Source organism: Pseudomonas sp. SJZ078 (assembly GCF_007828255.1).
Lineage (GTDB): Bacteria > Pseudomonadota > Gammaproteobacteria > Pseudomonadales > Pseudomonadaceae > Aquipseudomonas.
Window position 1 is genome coordinate 72,178 of sequence record NZ_VIUG01000017.1, and the last position, 17,304, is coordinate 89,481.

A 17,304-nucleotide genomic window follows, 5' to 3' on the forward strand; every position below is an offset into this window, starting at 1 on the left:
AAAGCCGGGCGCGAAAGCCCCGGCCCTGAATATAAGACATGCCGCGATCAGCGACTGGCCTGCAGTGCCCTGGCCATTTCCAGATGGGTCTGCAATTTCGGCAAGGTTTCATCGGCAAACGCTTTGATTTCCGGCACTTCGGTGGTCTTGGCTTCCTGTTCGATCTGCGCGATGGCTTCCTCGGTAGCCTTGACCTGGCTGGCGGCATAAGCGGCCTCGAACGACTCGCCTTCCTGCATCTGCGGGATCATGGTCTTGGCCTTGTCAGCGACCTCCTCCCGTGGTGCGACAGGCAGGTCGAGTTTTTTCGCAATCTTGGCCAGGTGCTGGTTGGCGGTGGTGCGGTCGTTGATCACCATGATGGTGTAATCCTTCACCTCCCTGGACTCGGCTTTGCCGTGGGCCATGCGACTGGCCTCGATGTCGGCCATGCCTTTGGCGGAGGCATCGTTGATGAATTCGGCTGGCGATTGGGCCCAGGCACTGTTGGCACCCAGGCCCATCAGCACGACGAGACTGGTGGTGCGAAAAAAGGTAGCCATCCGGCTCATGGTCGCGCCCTCCTCGTAGTTGAACGTTCGGGCAGGTCTCCTGCCTCTGAATCAGAACCACTGATGACCGCTCAGCGACCGCCTTTCGGCTGTCGACGGTCATGATGGTGGTTCTCCCACTTTTGCGACCCGCTTAAGCCACCTTGGTTCGATTGCGGGCGATGTTCTCGGGATGAATGCTGCGTGAACCCGGCATGCCCCGGCCCTCAAGAACCATGGATATCGGCGAGCAAGGCCCACCTGACATTCGAAAGGACCAGGAGCGCAAAGGTTTGAATAAACCAGCGACGCCACGACGAACGGTGACGTGCTTTCAGATGCCGAAGGCTCTGTGGTTCTGGCGTTTGGCGGCGTACATCGCTTCGTCGGCATGGCGGAAAAGTGCCACGTCTTCGATACCGTGGTCCGGGAAACAGGCCACGCCGATGCTCGGCTCGATGCTCAGGCAGTGTTCGCCCAGTCGCAGCGGCTGGGTCAACGCCTGACGGATTTTTTCTTGCACACCATGGGCATCTTCCAGTGCCTGGATGCTATGGAGCAGCACCACGAACTCATCGCCACCAATGCGCGCAACCGTGTCGGAATCACGTACACAGCCTTGGAGCCGACTGGCCACCGCTTGCAACAGCAGGTCACCGACACCGTGGCCGTAGGTGTCGTTGACCTGTTTGAAGCGGTCCAGGTCGATATACAGCAATGCCATGCGCCCTGACGCCAGGCGGGCACTCGCCAGAGCGGCCTTGAACCGTTCACGCAGCAGTTCGCGATTCGGCACCTGGGTCAGCTGGTCGTACTGCGCCATGCGCTGCAAGCGGGCGTGCAGTTGCTGGCGCTCGATGGCCAGGGTGATCTGCGAGCAGACGTACTGCAGCAATTCCATGTCCTGCTCGGTGTAGCGCTCCTTGTCCTGGGCACTCTTGAGGATCATTGCGCCAATCGTGCCATTTTGCGAGTTCAGCGGCACACCCAGCCAGCACGGCGCGTCCGGCTGCTCCACGAGGTCAAAAAAAGCGGGTGGCAGTGGATTGCAATCAGGCGTCAGCAGGATCGGCTGACCACTGCGGATCACCTCGGTGGACAAGCGCCTGGTAATCGTCCCCGGCAGTTCGGGTTGCCGTTCCTGATCGTCGACGTGATAGGCAAAATTCAATTGGGCGCATTGTTCATCGTACAGCGCCACCGAGAAGTTCAGGGCCGGCAGCCACTCACCGATGATCAGGTGGATACGCTTGAAGAGCGCGAGCAGGTCTGCCGCGGCATGGGCCGCTTCGGAAATGGCGTACAGCGCCGCCTGTCGGGACTCGGCCAGTTTACGTTCGGTAATGTCCCGGGCCACGGCGATGCGCAATTGATCAATTTCTGACCAGCGCGCTGACCACAGGATATGCACCACCCGACCGTCCTTGCGCAGGTAGCGATTCTCGAAGTTGAGCTTGGGCTCGCCGTCCATGATCTCCCGCGCCGCCTCGAGAGTACGCTGGCGGTCGCCGGGGTGAACCAGTTCGATCATCGGCCGACCGATCAGCTCCTGAGGGGTGTAACCGAAAATGCGTTCGCAGGCGGCACTGACAAACACGAAACGCCCCTGTCCGTCGACGGCACACACGGCGTCCAGCAAAAGGTCGATGTAACTGGCCAGCGGCGCGGAATCTCGAGTACCCATTGGCTGAAAGCCATCCGGAGAATGCAGCAGTGGGCGAATCGGGTGATCGGACATACACCCCACGATACAAAGAGGATAGCGCAGCCAATCAAGCCACCCGAGAAAATTGATTGCAATAAGCCATCTATGGCTGATCGGTATGACCGAGCGGCCCATCCCGGGAACTCCGCAAAGGAAATGGATGTTACGCCCTTTTACCAATACCTTGACAGCGCTTCAGGCCAGGGAAAACGCAGCGGATCCGGGGCCATCCGACTAAACCCACCGAGCTCCGACTCACCGTAGGGAATCCCCGTCCACGTTCATAGGCAAGGTCCTACACGGAAGACTCCGGCAGCCCTCAAACACGCCAGAAACAGCCGATTCAAAGCCTTGCGCGGTGGTCTGTAAAGTCCAGAAACACACAGATATTGAAACAACCCACGGACTGCAGCTCTCAACCAAGGAATGTCATCGCACCATGAACCAGATCGCGCAACCCACCCATCGCTTCACCAACTATCGCAAGGTCATTTCCCTCGCGGATCAGGACTGGCAATGTGCCGAGGCCGGAAAGATCTCGGGGCTCAACGTCGAGGTCAAGACGCCCAACGTCCTGGTCGACCAGCACGGTCGCACCCTCCACCACTTCTGTACGACATCCTACCTGGGCCTGGACTATCATCCCGCCTTGCTGGACGGCGCCATGACCGCGCTCTGGGAAACCGGGACCCTGCGTGTCGCCACCCCTAAGAATCGCTGCAAGCTGGCGATCCTGGCCCAATACGAAACCCAACTGTCGGAACTGTTCGGCGCCAGTTGTCTGAGTGCCTTGTCCTGCAGCGCGGCAAGCGCCGGGATCCTGCCGCTGCTGGCCAGCGGTGCCCTCACGGGCAATCGACCACCCGTCATGGTCTTCGACAAGCATGCCCACTATTCGATGACCCACTTCAAGACCGCTTGCGCCGATGAAACCCAGGTCATCACCTGCCCACATAACGACATGGACTTCATCGAGGACCTGTGCAAGCGCGAACGCAACGTCGCCTACGTGACTGACAGCGCCTACAGCATGGGCGGCATGGCGGACCTGGACAGCCTGCTGTTTCTCAAGCAGCGGTACGGCCTGTTCCTGTACCTGGACGACTCCCACGCGTTGTCCTCCGTCGGTAAGTGCGGTGCGGGGCTGGTCCGCTCGCGCCTGCCTGCCGTGGACGAACGCACGCTGATCGTCGCCTCGCTGGCCAAATCGTTCGGCGCCAGTGGCGGGTTGGCCATGTTCGGCAGTGAGCGGCATAAAGCACTGGTGCAGCGTTACGGTGGGCCGAGCAACTGGTCCCAAAGCCTGAACGCAGCGGCCATCGGTGCCGGCATGGCCTCGATCCGCCTGCATCGCAGCCGGGAGCTGGTGTCGTTGCAGGAGCGTTTGCAGGTTAATATCCGCCTCTTCGACAAACTTGTCCGTACCGAGCAGCGCGGCAACCCGATGGCGATACGTCTGGTGCCCTGTGGTGAAGCCGCCCTGGCGAACCGCCTGGCGGTTGAACTGGCCGAGCTGGGGTACCTCACGTCGGCGGTCTTTTTCCCCGTGGTGCCACAAGACCAGGCGGCCATACGCATTACCCTGCGCGCCGACATGGAAGCGAATGTGATCCAGTCCTTTTGCGAACAGATCACCAGCCTGCTGCAGGCCCACGGGCGTGATATCCGCCCCTGACACGAGTCATCGATGAAAAGCGGTACAACCCTGATCGTCACTTGCACCACCGTTTCCCTGGCACACTGGGCGGCCAGCGACGGATGATGGGTTGGGGCATCGCGCCGGTGCCCGGCGCTACGCCATGGCACTGAGCGGCTTCCTGCACCAACTGCTGGCCGCTAGCGACCATGGCCTGCATGCAGGCCATGCCGCCTCGGGATCGCTAGTGTGGTGTTTCAAAAATGCCACACTAGAACGCGTTGCGGAAAATTTCCTCGATCTGCCGTTGATCCGCTGCCCGCGGGTTGGTCAGGCCGCAGGCGTCTTTCAGGGCGTTGGCGGCCAGCACCGGCACGTCATCGAGGCGCATGCCCAACTCACGCAGGCCGGCCGGGATCTCCACGTCCCGGGCCAGGCTGACGATCGCGGCGATGGCGGCCTGGGCGCCTTCCTCCGGGCTGGATCGGAACGTATCGCCCCCCATGGCATGGCCCACATCGGTCAGGCGCGTAGCGCACACCGAGGCATTGAAACTCTGCACGTGGGGCAACAGTACAGCGTTGCAAACGCCATGGGGCAAGTCGTAGAAACCGCCCAACTGGTGAGCCATGGCGTGTACGAAACCCAGCGAAGCATTGTTGAATGCCATCCCGGCGAGAAACTGCGCGTAAGCCATGTTCTCCCGTGCCGCCAGATCGTGGCCGTCACGCACCGCCAGGCGCAGGTTGTTGCTGATCAGGGTGATGGCTTTCAGGGCACAGGCATCGGTGATCGGGCTGGCGGCGGTGGACACGTAGGCTTCGACCGCGTGGGTCAGCGCATCCATGCCCGTCGCAGCCGTCAGTCCCTTGGGCATTGCCACCATCAGCGCCGGATCGTTGACTGACATGAGCGGCGTCACGTTACGGTCGACAATCGCCATTTTCACGTGGCGCGATTCGTCGGTGATGATGCAGAAGCGAGTCATCTCGCTGGCGGTGCCAGCCGTGGTGTTGATGGCGATCAGCGGCAATTGCGGCTTGGCCGACCGGTCGACACCCTCGTAGTCGCGGATCTGCCCGCCATTGGTGGCGCACAGGGCAATGCCCTTGGCGCAGTCATGGGGCGAACCGCCGCCCAGCGACACCACGAAATCGCATTGGCTTTCCTTCAACAATCCCAAGCCACTCTCGACGTTCGCGGTGCTCGGGTTGGGCTTGGCACCGTCGAAAATCACCGAGGCGATGTCCTGCAGCGCCAGCAGGTCGGCCACCCTGCCCGCAACGCCGGCCCTGGCCAGCCCCACGTCGGTCACGATGAGCGCCTTGCGAAAACCGTAGTTGCGAATGGCGGTCATGGCCTCGTCGAGGCAACCCAGCCCCATGACGTTCACGGCGGGAATGAAAAAAGTGCTACTCATGGGGACACGCTCCTGGAAGAGGCCGGATCGGCACGGGCCTACAGGATTGACCAGTCAGTCACGCGGTTCCTTGATCTGGCTCAAGAGTCGGTCGTGATAAAGTCGCGCCCTGCCCTTGCCACGTTTTGAGATGACTTTCCAATGACCGACTTCCAGGAATACGACGCCCGGCTTGAAGATTGGGAGACCTTGCGCGCCCATACCGCTTTCAGCGGGCTGCTGGTGGGCAATGGCGCCAGCCGTGCCGTATGGGATGATTTCGGCTATGACTCGCTGTTCGAGAACGCCCGCACCGTCGAGGAAAAGCCCCTGAGCCCGTCGGAGTTGAGCGTGTTCGACGCGCTGCAGACCCGCAGCTTCGAACAGGTGCTCGGTGCGCTGAAAACCACCAGCCGGGTCAACAAGGCCCTCGCCGTCAGCTCCGCCGCCCCGCGCAATCGCTACTACGCGATCAAGGAAGCGCTGATCAACACCGTGCACGCGGTGCATATCCCATGGCGATTGGTACAGCCATCGACCTTGGCGGCGCTCGGCCAGGAGTTGAGCCGTTATGCCACGGTGTTCACCACCAATTACGACCTGCTCAACCACTGGGCGATCCAGCAGGCGCCGCACGCCATTACCGATCTGTTCACCGGCGCCGACCACAGTTTCGATCTGCGCCAGGCGACCACGGAAAAACCACGACTGTTGTACCTGCACGGCGGCCTGCACCTGGTGCGCAACCAGGACGGCACGGCGCGCAAGCTCACGTCCACCGAAGGCTCGCTGCTGGGCAATTTCGCCATCAACAACACCCTCAAGACCCTCGACGACGTGCCGCTGTTCGTCAATGAAGGCCCGAGCGAGGACAAGCTCAAGACCATCCGCAGTTCCGACTACCTGTCGTTCTGCTACGACCAACTGCTGCACCACGGCGACAACCTGTGCCTGTTCGGCCACGCCCTGGGCGAGCAGGACCGGCATATCGTCCACGCCTTGCGTCAGGCAAAACCACGAACCATGGCGGTCTCGATCTACCCCCGCAGCCAGGCGTTCATCCAGCACCAGAAGCGCCATTACGCCAAGCTGTTCCAAGGATTGGACATGGAACTGCGCTTCTTCGACGCCAAGAGCCATCCGTTGGGCGATCCGAAGCTGTCGGTGCCGGTGGAGGTGTAGGAACAGTAAGGGCTGAGGGGAAGCATTAACTTATGGCATTGATTGCTTTCAAAGCGCCAGCAGGGTCTTGTCCTTGATCATCGTGGTCGGTCCATTCGCCTTGACACTGGCAATGCCCTTGTCCCGGGCGGCGTCCGATGAATAGGTTTCGCTGCTGCCGATCACTTCGTGGTTGGCAGCCTTGAGATTGAAATAGGGATGGCCATCCCTGGTGTTCTTGAGCTCATAGCGCTCGGTCAAGGGGCTGTTCTTCTGCACCGCGGCGATACCTCCATCGGCACCGCTGCGGGTGGCGTACAACTCGCTGGTCAGGATCGTTTCGGCGTTGGCTGCCTTGAGCACGAACCGAAACTGGCCGCTGCTGTGCTTGCTGATTTCGTACCATCCGGACATGATCATTTCCTCGAGAGGTCAAGAGCTTCAAGAGTAAAGACCTGCCCCGCCGGCTCTGCCAGTCGGCGCCACTACAGGGTGATGGCCGTGCCCAACAGCGTCAGGAACCCCGCCAGCCAGTTCGGATGAGCCGGCCAGGCCGGTGCAGTCGCCAGGTTGCCCTGGACATGACCTTCGGTCACCGGAATGTCGATGAAGGTCCCGCCCGCCAGGCGCACTTCCGGGGCGCAGGCCGGGTAAGCACTGCATTCACGCCCTTCCAGAATGCCCGCCGCCGCCAACAACTGTGCACCATGGCACACCGCGGCGATCGGCTTGCCCGCCACATCGAAATCGCGCACCAGTTGCAGGACCTTTTCATTCAGCCGCAAATATTCCGGCGCCCGTCCGCCGGGGATCAGCAGCGCGTCGTAGGCAGCCGCTGCGACATTGGCAAAATCATGGTTAAGGGCGAACAGGTGGCCCGGTTTCTCGCTGTAGGTCTGGTCGCCTTCGAAGTCGTGGATCGCCGTGCGCACGGTCTGCCCGGCGGTCTTGTCAGGGCACACCGCGTGCACGGTATGGCCGACCATCTGCAAGGCCTGGAACGGCACCATCACCTCATAGTCTTCGACATAATCGCCGACCAGCATCAGGATTTTCTTTGCGGCCATGGGTTGGGCTCCTTTGGGAATGCGTGAGGGGTGAACGCATTAAAGGTAGTCCGGCGGGGAAGGCTTCACTTGTCATCTGACGGGCTGCACATAGCCCCTGTGGGAGCGGGCTTGCTCGCGAAAGCGATATGTCAGTCACAGCTCAGTCGCCAGATCCACCGCATTCGCGAGCAAGCCCGCTCCCACAAGGGCCAAGCTCTATCAATTCAGGCGAGATAACCGTCAGCCCGCAGCAGGGTTTCGAGGCAGTGTTCGGTGATGTGGTAGAACGCCTTCAGTTCCTGGATCTTCGCCAGCAGCTCGGCCGGATCGATCGGCGTGGCGCGTTTGACCGCCAGGATCATCTTGTTCTTGTTGGTGTGTTCCAGGGAAATGAACTCGAACACCTTGGTTTCGTAGCCACAGGCCTCCAGGAACAGCGCTCGCAGGCTGTCGGTGACCATTTCCGCCTGCTGGCCCAGGTGCAGGCCATATTGCAGCATCGGCTTGAGCAGCGCCGGGCTCTGGATCTGCAAGCGGATCTGCTTGTGGCAGCACGGCGAGCACATGATGATCGAGGCGCCCGAGCGGATACCCATGTGGATCGCGTAGTCGGTGGCGATGTCGCAGGCATGCAAGGCGATCATCACGTCCACCGCACTCGGCGCCACGCTACGCACGTCACCGTGCTGGAAGCTCAGGCCCGGGTGTTGCAGGCGTGCGGCGGCCTCGTTGCATAGCCGCACCATGTCCTCGCGCAACTCGACGCCGGTCACCACGCCTTCGGCCTGCAAGGTGTTGCGCAGGTAGTCGTGAATGGCGAAAGTCAGGTAGCCCTTGCCCGAACCGAAGTCCGACACCCGTACCGGTTTGTCCAGGTCCAGCGGCGAGGAGGTCAGCGCATGGCTGAAGACTTCGATGAACTTGTTGATCTGCTTCCACTTGCGCGACATGGCCGGGATCAGCTCGTGCTTGTGGTTGGTCACGCCCAGGTCGGCCAGGAACGGCCGACTCAGGTCGAGAAAGCGGTTTTTCTCACGGTTGTGTTCCACCGAGGACACTTCGCGCAATTGCTGGGGCTTGCTCTTGAACAGTGAAGACTTGCCTTTCTTGCTGTACTCCAACTGTGCCTCGTCGGTGACCGCCAGCAAATGGGCATTCTTGAACGAAGCCGGCAACAACGCCGCGATGGTCGCCACGCCTTCGACCAGCGGGAAATTCTTGGTGATGTCGCGGGTTTTGTAGCGGTAGACGAAAGACAGGCAAGGCTGCTCCTTGACCGTCAGTTGCTTGATGATCAGCCGTTGGAGATCCGCTTCATCACCGACATGCTTGGCCAGCACCAGCTTGATGAACGCGTTCTGGTCGAGGCTGGCCTGCAGCAGCTCGATGAACTGGGCATGGTGATCCGGCGCGGGACGGGCAGGAGTTGCAGTAACGGACATGGAAAAGCGGCCTCGGGGCGGGCGGATCGGGAATGGCGGGTATTTTAGGAGGAATGGGGTGTCAGGGCACGAGGAATTCTTGTGGTGAGGGGGATTTATCCCCTCGCCACAACGGAACTCCGATAGGTAGCGTCAGCCCAGTACCACCAACCGGTTCGGCAGCTCATTGCGTTCGTGAGTCACCGGAACATGGGTTTTGAGCAACTCGCCGCAGGCTTCGATGCAGGTCACAAAGCCTTGCAAGGTCTGCCCCTGGCGGACCTGCTCGGTGAAGGCCGCGACAATGGCCTCCCAGTTCCGGTTATCGAGGCGTCTGGAAATACCCTCGTCCACCAGGATCTCCACGTAGCGCTCGGCCTCGCAGACGAAGATCAGCATTCCGGTACCGCCCACGGTGTGATGCAGGTTCTGTTCGAGAAACTGCCGACGAGCCAGGTTGGACGCCCGCCAGTGGCGCACCGAGCGGGGAATCAAGTGGGTGGTGACCTTCGGAATGCGAAACACCAGGCACAGCACGATGAAACTGATCCACTGCACCAGCAACAGGCTGTGCATGCTCAACCAACCCGTCAGGTAATGCAGCACTCCTGGTACCACCAGGGCCAGCAGGCTGGCCCATAGCAGCGGGATGTAGGCATAGTCGTCGGCGCGCGCAGCGAGCACCGTGACCAGTTCGGCGTCGGTATCCCGCTCGACCCTGGCGATGGCTTCGGCCACCTTGCGTTGTTCGTGTTCAGTCAGTAATGCCATGGTTAAAAGTGCCCGCTCATTATTATTCTCACCAGCCGCCCGACGAACCGCCGCCCCCGAAACTGCCACCGCCGCCGCTGAAACCACCGCCTCCACCACCGCCGAAACCGCCGCCGCCAAAGCCTCCCCCGCTTGAGCCGCTGGAGCCGCCTCCCCCGGCCGGTAGAATCCCCAACACCTGGCAGACCATGATCGTGACGATGAACAACATCACCAGCATCACGAATGTCCACGGATGCCGCGAGACGAAGTCGCCCTCCTCCTGCTCGCCCGCATTGTATGCGGCAGCCGGCTCATCCAGAGGGCTGCCCCCCAACACCACCAGCATTGCCGCGACGCCGTCGCTGATGCCCTTGTCGAAGTTGCCGGTCTTGAACGCCGGGGTGATCACCTGGTTGATGATCACCGAACTCTGGGCGTCGGTCAGACGGTCTTCCAGGCCGTAGCCCACCTCGATGCGCAGTTTACGGTCATCCCGGGCGACGATCAGCAGGGCACCGTTGTTCTTGTCTTTCTGCCCGATGCCCCAGTGGCGCCCCAGCTGGTAGCCGAAGTCTTCGATGCTGGTGCCTTGCAGGTCCGCCAGCGTGACCACCACTACCTGTTCCCCAGTGGCCTGCTCGTGGGCCTTGAGCTGCGCATCCAATTGCTCGCGCACCGACGGCTGAAGCAACTGGGCGGTATCCACCACCCGCCCGGTCAGCGCCGGAAACTTCAGCTCGGCCTGGGCCATGACTGCAAACACCCAGAGCAACAGCACCAGGCCAAATTTCAACACACGCATTGGAACCTCTGTGGGAGCGGGCTTGCTCGCGAAAGCGTTGGGTCAGCGGGCAACATTATTGGATGTGCTGTCGCCTTCGCGAGCAAGCCCGCTCCCACAACGCTTCAAGCTGCCGGGTATCGGTCAGAATTTCACCTGCGGCGCTTTTTCGGCGTCGGGGCTGGTGGCCTCGAAGGTCTGACGGATCGGCAGGTCGCTGTACATCACGCTGTGCCACAACCGCCCCGGGAAGGTCCGGATCTCAGTGTTGTACTTCTGCACCGCCAGGATGAAATCGCGACGGGCCACGGCGATACGGTTCTCGGTGCCTTCGAGTTGCGATTGCAGCGCCAGGAAGTTCTGGTTGGCCTTAAGGTCCGGGTAGCGCTCGGACACCACCATCAGGCGGCTCAGCGCACCGGTCAATTGATCCTGGGCCTGCTGGAACTGCTTGAGTTTTTCCGGGTTGTCCAGGGTGTTGGCATCGACCTGGATCGAGGTGGCCTTGGCGCGCGCCTCGATGACGGCGGTCAGGGTTTCCTGCTCGTGCTGGGCATAGCCCTTGACGGTTTCCACCAGGTTCGGGATCAGGTCGGCGCGCCGCTGGTACTGGTTCTGCACCTGGCCCCAGGCTGCCTTGGCCTGTTCGTCGAGGGTCGGAATCGTGTTGATGCCGCAGCCGGCCAGCAACGCTGTGAACAGCATCAGGGCCAGCATTCGCAAGCCGCTTCGGTGGTTCAGTCGTAGATTCATCGGGTGAAGCTCTCCCTTGCCTTTACATTGGAAAACACGGCCACCTATCCCGCCGGTGTCTGGGGCATAATCTGCCGCCGCACTGGATTGAAACGGATCGATGGGCTAAAAGATGCGCGGTGCGAAACTAAGTTCAGCCCCATGGGTTCGAAAGTGTGCTGCATTTGACCGAACAACAATAGCCACTCCTCACATTTCGGCTGACGGCGTGTCCTGATTACCGCCTTTGGGCCTGCGAGAAAACTATTCATGAAGAAGCTGTGTTTGCTGGGCCTGTTTGTCAGTCTGGCCAGTCAATCCGTATTAGCCGACACCCTGCCAGCCCCCATAGAGAACAAGGACGCTTTCATCGGTAACCTGATGAAGCAGATGACCCTCGAGGAAAAGATCGGCCAGTTGCGCCTGATCAGCATCGGCCCGGAAATGCCCCGGGAGATGATCCGCAAGGAAATCGCCGCCGGCAACATCGGTGGTACGTTCAACTCCATCACCCGTGATGAAAACCGTCCGATGCAGGACGCGGCCATGCGCAGCCGGCTGAAGATCCCGATGTTCTTCGCCTATGACGTGATCCACGGCCACCGCACCATTTTCCCGATTCCCCTGGCCCTGGCTTCGAGCTGGGACATGGACGCCATCTACCGCTCCGGCCGCATCGCCGCCCAGGAGGCCGCGGCCGACAGCCTGGACATCACGTTCGCGCCGATGGTCGACATTTCCCGCGACCCACGCTGGGGTCGGACCTCCGAGGGCTTTGGCGAAGACACCTACCTGGTGTCGCGCATTGCCGGGGTGATGGTCAAGGCGTTCCAGGGCAACGGTGCCAACGCGGCCGACAGCATCATGGCCAGCGTCAAGCACTTTGCCCTGTATGGCGCCGTTGAAGGCGGCCGGGACTACAACACCGTGGACATGAGCCCGGTGAAAATGTACCAGGACTACCTGCCGCCCTACCGCGCCGCCATCGATGCCGGTGCCGGCGGGGTGATGGTGGCGTTGAACTCCATCAACGGCGTGCCGGCCACGGCCAACACTTGGCTGATGAACGATCTGCTGCGCAAGGAATGGGGCTTCAAGGGCCTGGCCGTCAGTGACCACGGTGCCATCTTCGAACTGATCAAGCACGGCGTCGCCAAGGACGGTCGCGAAGCGGCGAAGCTGGCGATCAAGGCCGGTATCGACATGAGCATGAACGACTCGCTGTATGGCAAGGAATTGCCGGGGCTGCTCAAGGCCGGCGAGATCGAACAGAGCGACATCGACAACGCCGTGCGTGAAGTGCTCGTCGCCAAGTACGACATGGGCCTGTTCAAGGACCCGTACCTGCGTATCGGCAAGGCCGAGGATGACCCGGCCGATACCTACGCCGAAAGCCGCCTGCACCGCGCCGATGCCCGTGACGTGGCACGCCGCAGCCTGGTCCTGCTGGAAAACCGCAACCAGACCCTGCCGCTGAAGAAGAACGCGAAAATTGCCTTGGTCGGCCCGCTGGCCAAGGCACCGATCGACATGATGGGCAGTTGGGCCGCCGCCGGTCGCCCCGCGCAGTCGGTCACCCTGTTCGACGGTATGAGCCGCGCCCTCGGTGGTGACGCCAAGTTCATCTATGCCCGTGGCGCCAACATCACCAGCGACAAGAAGGTGCTCGACTACCTGAACTTCCTCAACTTCGACGCCCCGGAAGTGGTGGACGATCCACGTCCGGCCCAGGTGCTGATCGACGAAGCGGTGAAAGCCGCCAGGCAAGCCGATGTGGTGGTGGCCGCCGTGGGTGAATCCCGTGGCATGTCCCACGAGTCTTCGAGCCGCACCGAGCTGAACATCCCCGCCAGCCAGCGCGAGCTGATCAAGGCCCTGAAAGCCACCGGCAAGCCACTGGTGCTGGTACTGATGAACGGCCGTCCGCTGTCGTTGCTGGAAGAAAAACAGCAGGCCGATGCCATCCTGGAAACCTGGTTCAGCGGCACCGAAGGCGGCAACGCTATCGCCGACGTGCTGTTCGGTGACTACAACCCGTCGGGCAAACTGCCGATCACCTTCCCACGCTCGGTGGGTCAGATTCCGACCTACTACAACCACCTGAGCATTGGCCGTCCGTTCACCCCGGGCAAGCCAGGCAACTACACCTCACAGTACTTCGATGACACTACCGGTCCGCTGTACCCGTTCGGCTACGGCCTGAGCTACACCGAGTTCAGCCTGTCGGACATGGCCCTGTCCTCCACCACGCTGAACAAAACCGGCAAGCTCGACGCCAGCGTGACCGTGGAGAACACCGGCAAGCGCGACGGCGAAACCGTGGTGCAGCTTTACATCCAGGACGTGACCGGATCGATCATCCGTCCGGTGAAGGAACTGAAGAACTTCCAGAAGGTGATGCTCAAGGCCGGCGAGAAGAAGGTCATTCATTTCTCCATCAGCGAAGACGACCTGAAGTTCTACAACGCCCAGCTCAAGTACGCGGCTGAGCCAGGCAAATTCAACGTGCAGATCGGCCTGGACTCCCAGGATGTGAAGCAGCAGAGTTTTGAGTTGCTCTGACTCCAGGGCAACACACTTTCCCCTGTGGGAGCGGGCTTGCTCGCGAATGCGGTGTATCAGTCAACCATTCAGTTGGCTGATACACCGCATTCGCGAGCAAGCCCGCTCCCACATTGGGATTCTCGGTGTATCGTCAGCCCCGCCGATCCAGCAGATTCACCACCACCCGATCCACCAGCCCCCACACCCGCTGCTTGAAACGCTTCCACAACGGCCGGCGCTGCCAGGCATCGAGGCTGACTTGCAGGCTTTGGCTGAAGTCCTGCTCGAAGCTTGCCGCCACTGCGCGGCTGAGTCTGGAATCCAGGGCTTCGAGGTTCGCTTCCAGGTTGAAGCGCAGGTTCCAGTGGTCGAAATTGCACGAACCGATACTGACCCAGTCGTCCACCAGCACCATTTTCAAGTGCAGGAAACACGGCTGGTACTCGAAGATTTTCACCCCGGCCTTGAGCAGGCGCGGGTAGTAGCGGTGCCCGGCGTAGCGCACGGACGGATGATCGGTGCGCGGGCCGGTGAGCAGCAGGCGCACGTCGATGCCCCGGGTGGCGGCCTTACGCAAGGAACGGCGCACGTTCCAGGTCGGCAGGAAGTACGGCGTCGCCATCCAGATGCGTTTCTGGCCGCTGTTCAAGGCCCGGGACAGCGATTGCAGGATATCGCGGTGCTGGCGGGCGTCCGCATACGCCACCCGGCCCATGCCCTCGCCCGCCGGTGGCACCCGCGGCAGACGCGGCAGGCCGAAGTTGGAAGCGGGCTTCCAGGCCCGGCGATGGCGGTTGGCGAGCCACTGGCGATCGAACAGCAACTGCCAGTCCAGCACCAGCGGGCCGACGATTTCCACCATCACTTCGTGCCACTCGCTGCGACCGTCCAGGGGGTTCCAGAATTCATCGGTCACCCCGGTACCGCCGACCACCGCCAGACGCTGATCCACCAACAACAGTTTGCGGTGGTCGCGATAGAAATTACGCACCCAGCGGCGCCAGCTCAGGCGGTTGTAGAAACGCAACTCCACACCGGCCTCGATCAGCCGATTGCGCAAGCTCAGGGTAAACGCCAGGCTGCCATAGTCATCGAACAGGCAACGCACCCGGACACCGCGCTCGGCCGCCTGGACAAGCGCCTGGACCATCGCTTCGGCACAGGCGCCCGCCTCCACCAGGTACAGCTCCAGTTCGACTTGCTCCTGGGCGCGGGCGATCTCCACGAGCATGCGCGGAAAGAATTGCGGGCCGTCGATCAACAGCTCGAACCGATTGCCTTCACGCCAGGGAAAGACCGGGCCGCTCATGTCAGCGCGCCGTAAAGATCAGCACCGCACTCACCGGTACCGAAAGGCTGATGGCCGACAGCCCGGCCATTTTTCGCAACGTCTCCAGGCCCGGCGCCAAGTCGAAGTCCGCCGCGTTGAGCACCACCGGTTCCAGGGTCACCACCTGGAACCGGTGTTCATCCAACCGCGTCGCCAGGAGTTCGACGTTGTACTCGTGCTGTTTGCCATGCAAGTCCACGATCAGCGGCAGGCGCAGTTCCAACTGGGCGCCGTTGGCCAGGTCCTGGATCGGCAACAGATCGATCTGCGCAGTGACGGTGGCTTCACCGAACTGCTTGATGTTGAACAGTTCGGTGCGCATGCGCTCGTCCCGCAGGGGGATGCCGCTGTTGATCGACTCCAGTTCCACTTCCAAACGCGCCAGCCCCTTGGGCTGGACCTGGCCATGCAGCACCAGGAAGCGCTGGACCTCGGAAACATTGCCGTTCTTGCTGCTGACGAACGACAACCGTGACGACTCACCGTCCAGGTACCAATCGGCCCGGGCAGGCAGCACAACGCCGGCCAGCAGCAAGGTCGCGACAGCGAAGGAAAGACACTGCTTGAACATACACACTCGGAGGGCAGATAAACCTGTGGCGAACCTTAACCGGGCCGAGGGCGCTTGCAAACTGTCTGTTTAATCCATCGTCCGGCCCACGGCCCCCGTGGCGAGGGGATTTATCCCCTCGCCACAAGGTTCGTGTCGCTCCAAGCTCACGGCTCCAACCGGCACCCCTGCCGCTCCCCCAACCACCGCGCACTGTTGCCGCGTCCCAGCCCGGCGACCGTCACGCGTTTCGCTTCAGGGGTTTCGAGAAAGTCGCTGATGGGTACCGACTGTTTCACGTAGCCACGGCAGTAGTCGGCCGGTTGCAGCATCACGTAGCGGCACGAGCAATACTCCTTGGCGGTGTAGGCGCTGATGATGTCGGGGAACGCTCGCAGGGCCACCCGATCGATCCAGATCCAGCTGAACAGCGTAATAAGCAGCGCCACCATCAGCGTCAACATTGACCTGCGTCTCATGGCTGCACCGCCCCGGCGAACGCCGCCATGACACGCTTGAGCAATTCGTTATGGCGATAGCTGCCGTCGCGGTCGTCACCGTATCGCACAATAACCAACCTGGCGCTGGGAATGACATACAACGCCTGCCCCCAATGCCCAAGTGCGGCATAGGTGTCCGCCGGCGCATCGGGCCAGGGGTGGAGGCTGGGGTCGGTGGCGCGGTTGAGCCACCAGTGTCCGCCGGGCACGGCCTCGTCCTGGCCGGCCTGGAACCGGGTGAAAGGTTCGCGATTGAACGCCACCCACTCCTTGGGAATCAGCTGCCGCTCGCCCCAGCGGCCATCGCGCTGCATCAGCAAGCCGACACGGGCCAGGTCGCGGGCGGTGAGGTAGGCGTAGGACGAACCGACAAAGGTGCCGCTGGCATCGGTTTCCCAAACAGCATGGCGGATGCCCAGCGGTTCGAACAATGCCGTCCAGGGATAGTCGGGATATCGCGCCGGGCCGACGATATTTTTCAAGGCCGCCGCCAGCAGATTGCTGTCGCCGCTGGAATAACGGAACGACTGCCCCGGTGGACTGTAGCGCTCATGTTGCGTGGTGAACGCCGCCATGTCGCGGTGCCCCCGGGTATAGAGCATCGCCACCACCGAGGAGTGGAGCGGTGCGTACTCATAGTCCTCCTGCCAGTCCAGGCCCGAGGCCCAATGGAAAAGGTCGGCCAGGGTCAAGTCCGGCGAGTGGCTCAACGCGGGGTAATACCGGGCCACCGGGTCCTGCAGGGCAAACCGTCGTTCACCGTAGGCCACGCCAAACACCGTCGCCATCAGGCTTTTGCTGATGGACCAGGTCAGGTGCAGAGCGTCGGCGCTGGTGGGGCCGGCGTAGCGCTCATAGACCAGACGCCCATCCTGGATCACCAGCAGCGCGTCGGTGCGAATGCCTTGGCGGGTGGCATCGTCGCGCGGTGCAAAAGCGTATTGCTCGAGGGCTTCGATGCTCGACCCGACGGGTGTCGGGCCGATTGGCCATTGCTCGCCAGGCCAGTCTTCGGCATGGACGCTCTGGTTGAACAGCAGGAGCGGAATCAGGAACCAGCCTTTGCGCATACGGTGGGGCTCGGAGGATTGAACCTGTCGAGCTTAGCCGGCGTTGATGACAGTTTTGCTGGCTGCGGCATTCCCTTGTGGGAGCGAGCCTGCTCGCGATGCAGGGTCTCAGCCAACATCGATGCAACTGATCCACCGCTATC

The 17,304-nt window shown here is 61.7% G+C and carries 17 protein-coding genes; 3 read left to right on the plus strand and 14 right to left on the minus strand.

Annotated elements, in window-relative coordinates; translation table 11 throughout:
• Window positions 1-47 precede the first annotated feature (47 nt).
• Window positions 48-551 carry a DUF4142 domain-containing protein gene (locus FBY02_RS16390; RefSeq protein WP_055134307.1) on the minus strand — a complete coding sequence of 168 codons (504 nt, stop codon included), beginning with the start codon at window positions 549-551 and terminating at the stop codon, window positions 48-50.
• A 313-nt stretch (window positions 552-864) separates the two neighbouring features.
• Window positions 865-2,214 (minus strand): diguanylate cyclase domain-containing protein, encoded by a 1,350-nt coding sequence (locus FBY02_RS16395; RefSeq protein WP_144929231.1) that lies wholly within the window; start codon window positions 2,212-2,214, stop codon window positions 865-867.
• 460 nt (window positions 2,215-2,674) lie between these two features.
• Here FBY02_RS16395 and FBY02_RS16400 point away from each other — a divergent pair, with 460 nt between their 5' ends.
• The gene (locus FBY02_RS16400; protein ID WP_144929233.1) at window positions 2,675-3,910 is read left to right on the plus strand and encodes an aminotransferase class I/II-fold pyridoxal phosphate-dependent enzyme; all 1,236 of its coding nucleotides are present in this window, start codon (window positions 2,675-2,677) and stop codon (window positions 3,908-3,910) included.
• Between the two features lie 37 nt (window positions 3,911-3,947).
• Here the strand turns inward: FBY02_RS16400 and FBY02_RS28130 are convergent, their stop codons facing one another.
• A complete protein-coding gene (locus FBY02_RS28130; RefSeq protein ID WP_178111907.1) occupies window positions 3,948-4,100 on the minus strand; it encodes a hypothetical protein in 153 nt (50 codons plus the stop codon).
• A 42-nt stretch (window positions 4,101-4,142) separates the two neighbouring features.
• Entirely contained in the window at window positions 4,143-5,291 is a 1,149-nt protein-coding gene (yiaY, locus tag FBY02_RS16405) for an L-threonine dehydrogenase (protein WP_144929235.1), read from the minus strand.
• Window positions 5,292-5,432: 141 nt separating this feature from the next.
• Here yiaY and FBY02_RS16410 point away from each other — a divergent pair, with 141 nt between their 5' ends.
• On the plus strand, window positions 5,433-6,452 hold the full coding sequence (locus tag FBY02_RS16410) for a DUF4917 family protein (protein ID WP_144929237.1): 1,020 nt from the start codon (window positions 5,433-5,435) through the stop codon (window positions 6,450-6,452).
• Window positions 6,453-6,500: 48 nt separating this feature from the next.
• Here the strand turns inward: FBY02_RS16410 and FBY02_RS16415 are convergent, their stop codons facing one another.
• From FBY02_RS16415 to FBY02_RS16440, 6 genes are all read right to left on the minus strand, one after another.
• Window positions 6,501-6,845 (minus strand): YegP family protein, encoded by a 345-nt coding sequence (locus FBY02_RS16415; protein WP_144929239.1) that lies wholly within the window; start codon window positions 6,843-6,845, stop codon window positions 6,501-6,503.
• 71 nt (window positions 6,846-6,916) lie between these two features.
• The gene (locus FBY02_RS16420) at window positions 6,917-7,498 is read right to left on the minus strand and encodes a DJ-1/PfpI family protein (RefSeq protein ID WP_144929241.1); all 582 of its coding nucleotides are present in this window, start codon (window positions 7,496-7,498) and stop codon (window positions 6,917-6,919) included.
• Window positions 7,499-7,704: 206 nt separating this feature from the next.
• On the minus strand, window positions 7,705-8,922 hold the full coding sequence (locus FBY02_RS16425) for an SAM-dependent methyltransferase (RefSeq protein ID WP_144929243.1): 1,218 nt from the start codon (window positions 8,920-8,922) through the stop codon (window positions 7,705-7,707).
• 132 nt (window positions 8,923-9,054) lie between these two features.
• Window positions 9,055-9,672 (minus strand): TPM domain-containing protein, encoded by a 618-nt coding sequence (locus FBY02_RS16430; protein WP_144929245.1) that lies wholly within the window; start codon window positions 9,670-9,672, stop codon window positions 9,055-9,057.
• Between the two features lie 28 nt (window positions 9,673-9,700).
• The gene (locus FBY02_RS28595; protein WP_144929247.1) at window positions 9,701-10,456 is read right to left on the minus strand and encodes a YgcG family protein; all 756 of its coding nucleotides are present in this window, start codon (window positions 10,454-10,456) and stop codon (window positions 9,701-9,703) included.
• A 123-nt stretch (window positions 10,457-10,579) separates the two neighbouring features.
• Complete coding sequence (locus tag FBY02_RS16440) at window positions 10,580-11,188, minus strand: LemA family protein (RefSeq protein ID WP_047701804.1); 609 nt, start codon at window positions 11,186-11,188, stop codon at window positions 10,580-10,582.
• A gap of 249 nt (window positions 11,189-11,437) precedes the next feature.
• Between FBY02_RS16440 and bglX the strand changes: the two genes are divergently transcribed.
• On the plus strand, window positions 11,438-13,729 hold the full coding sequence (gene bglX, locus FBY02_RS16445) for a beta-glucosidase BglX (protein ID WP_144929249.1): 2,292 nt from the start codon (window positions 11,438-11,440) through the stop codon (window positions 13,727-13,729).
• Between the two features lie 133 nt (window positions 13,730-13,862).
• On the opposite strand, the gene FBY02_RS16450 is transcribed toward bglX, so the two are convergent.
• The 4 genes from FBY02_RS16450 to FBY02_RS16465 all read right to left on the minus strand — a co-directional run bounded on the left by FBY02_RS16450 (window position 13,863) and on the right by FBY02_RS16465 (window position 17,161).
• Complete coding sequence (locus tag FBY02_RS16450) at window positions 13,863-15,020, minus strand: phosphatidylserine/phosphatidylglycerophosphate/cardiolipin synthase family protein (RefSeq protein WP_144929251.1); 1,158 nt, start codon at window positions 15,018-15,020, stop codon at window positions 13,863-13,865.
• Window position 15,021: 1 nt separating this feature from the next.
• On the minus strand, window positions 15,022-15,612 hold the full coding sequence (locus FBY02_RS16455; RefSeq protein WP_144929253.1) for a YceI family protein: 591 nt from the start codon (window positions 15,610-15,612) through the stop codon (window positions 15,022-15,024).
• A 146-nt stretch (window positions 15,613-15,758) separates the two neighbouring features.
• Entirely contained in the window at window positions 15,759-16,070 is a 312-nt protein-coding gene (locus FBY02_RS16460; protein ID WP_144929255.1) for an amidase, read from the minus strand.
• A complete protein-coding gene (locus FBY02_RS16465) occupies window positions 16,067-17,161 on the minus strand; it encodes a serine hydrolase (protein WP_144929257.1) in 1,095 nt (364 codons plus the stop codon). Before FBY02_RS16465 ends, FBY02_RS16460 begins: the two co-directional genes overlap by 4 nt.
• Window positions 17,162-17,304 lie beyond the last annotated feature (143 nt).

What these genes read in the sequence shown, in the direction of transcription:
- FBY02_RS16390 (WP_055134307.1), bottom strand. Translation starts at nt 551, where the DNA reads ATGAGCCGGATGGCTACCTTTTTTCGCACCACCAGTCTCGTCGTGCTG.
- FBY02_RS16395 (WP_144929231.1), bottom strand. Translation starts at nt 2,214, where the DNA reads ATGGGTACTCGAGATTCCGCGCCGCTGGCCAGTTACATCGACCTTTTG.
- FBY02_RS16400 (WP_144929233.1), top strand. Translation starts at nt 2,675, where the DNA reads ATGAACCAGATCGCGCAACCCACCCATCGCTTCACCAACTATCGCAAG.
- FBY02_RS28130 (WP_178111907.1), bottom strand. Translation starts at nt 4,100, where the DNA reads ATGGCCTGCATGCAGGCCATGGTCGCTAGCGGCCAGCAGTTGGTGCAG.
- yiaY (WP_144929235.1), bottom strand. Translation starts at nt 5,291, where the DNA reads ATGAGTAGCACTTTTTTCATTCCCGCCGTGAACGTCATGGGGCTGGGT.
- FBY02_RS16410 (WP_144929237.1), top strand. Translation starts at nt 5,433, where the DNA reads ATGACCGACTTCCAGGAATACGACGCCCGGCTTGAAGATTGGGAGACC.
- FBY02_RS16415 (WP_144929239.1), bottom strand. Translation starts at nt 6,845, where the DNA reads ATGTCCGGATGGTACGAAATCAGCAAGCACAGCAGCGGCCAGTTTCGG.
- FBY02_RS16420 (WP_144929241.1), bottom strand. Translation starts at nt 7,498, where the DNA reads ATGGCCGCAAAGAAAATCCTGATGCTGGTCGGCGATTATGTCGAAGAC.
- FBY02_RS16425 (WP_144929243.1), bottom strand. Translation starts at nt 8,922, where the DNA reads ATGTCCGTTACTGCAACTCCTGCCCGTCCCGCGCCGGATCACCATGCC.
- FBY02_RS16430 (WP_144929245.1), bottom strand. Translation starts at nt 9,672, where the DNA reads ATGGCATTACTGACTGAACACGAACAACGCAAGGTGGCCGAAGCCATC.
- FBY02_RS28595 (WP_144929247.1), bottom strand. Translation starts at nt 10,456, where the DNA reads ATGCGTGTGTTGAAATTTGGCCTGGTGCTGTTGCTCTGGGTGTTTGCA.
- FBY02_RS16440 (WP_047701804.1), bottom strand. Translation starts at nt 11,188, where the DNA reads ATGAATCTACGACTGAACCACCGAAGCGGCTTGCGAATGCTGGCCCTG.
- bglX (WP_144929249.1), top strand. Translation starts at nt 11,438, where the DNA reads ATGAAGAAGCTGTGTTTGCTGGGCCTGTTTGTCAGTCTGGCCAGTCAA.
- FBY02_RS16450 (WP_144929251.1), bottom strand. Translation starts at nt 15,020, where the DNA reads ATGAGCGGCCCGGTCTTTCCCTGGCGTGAAGGCAATCGGTTCGAGCTG.
- FBY02_RS16455 (WP_144929253.1), bottom strand. Translation starts at nt 15,612, where the DNA reads ATGTTCAAGCAGTGTCTTTCCTTCGCTGTCGCGACCTTGCTGCTGGCC.
- FBY02_RS16460 (WP_144929255.1), bottom strand. Translation starts at nt 16,070, where the DNA reads ATGAGACGCAGGTCAATGTTGACGCTGATGGTGGCGCTGCTTATTACG.
- FBY02_RS16465 (WP_144929257.1), bottom strand. Translation starts at nt 17,161, where the DNA reads ATGCGCAAAGGCTGGTTCCTGATTCCGCTCCTGCTGTTCAACCAGAGC.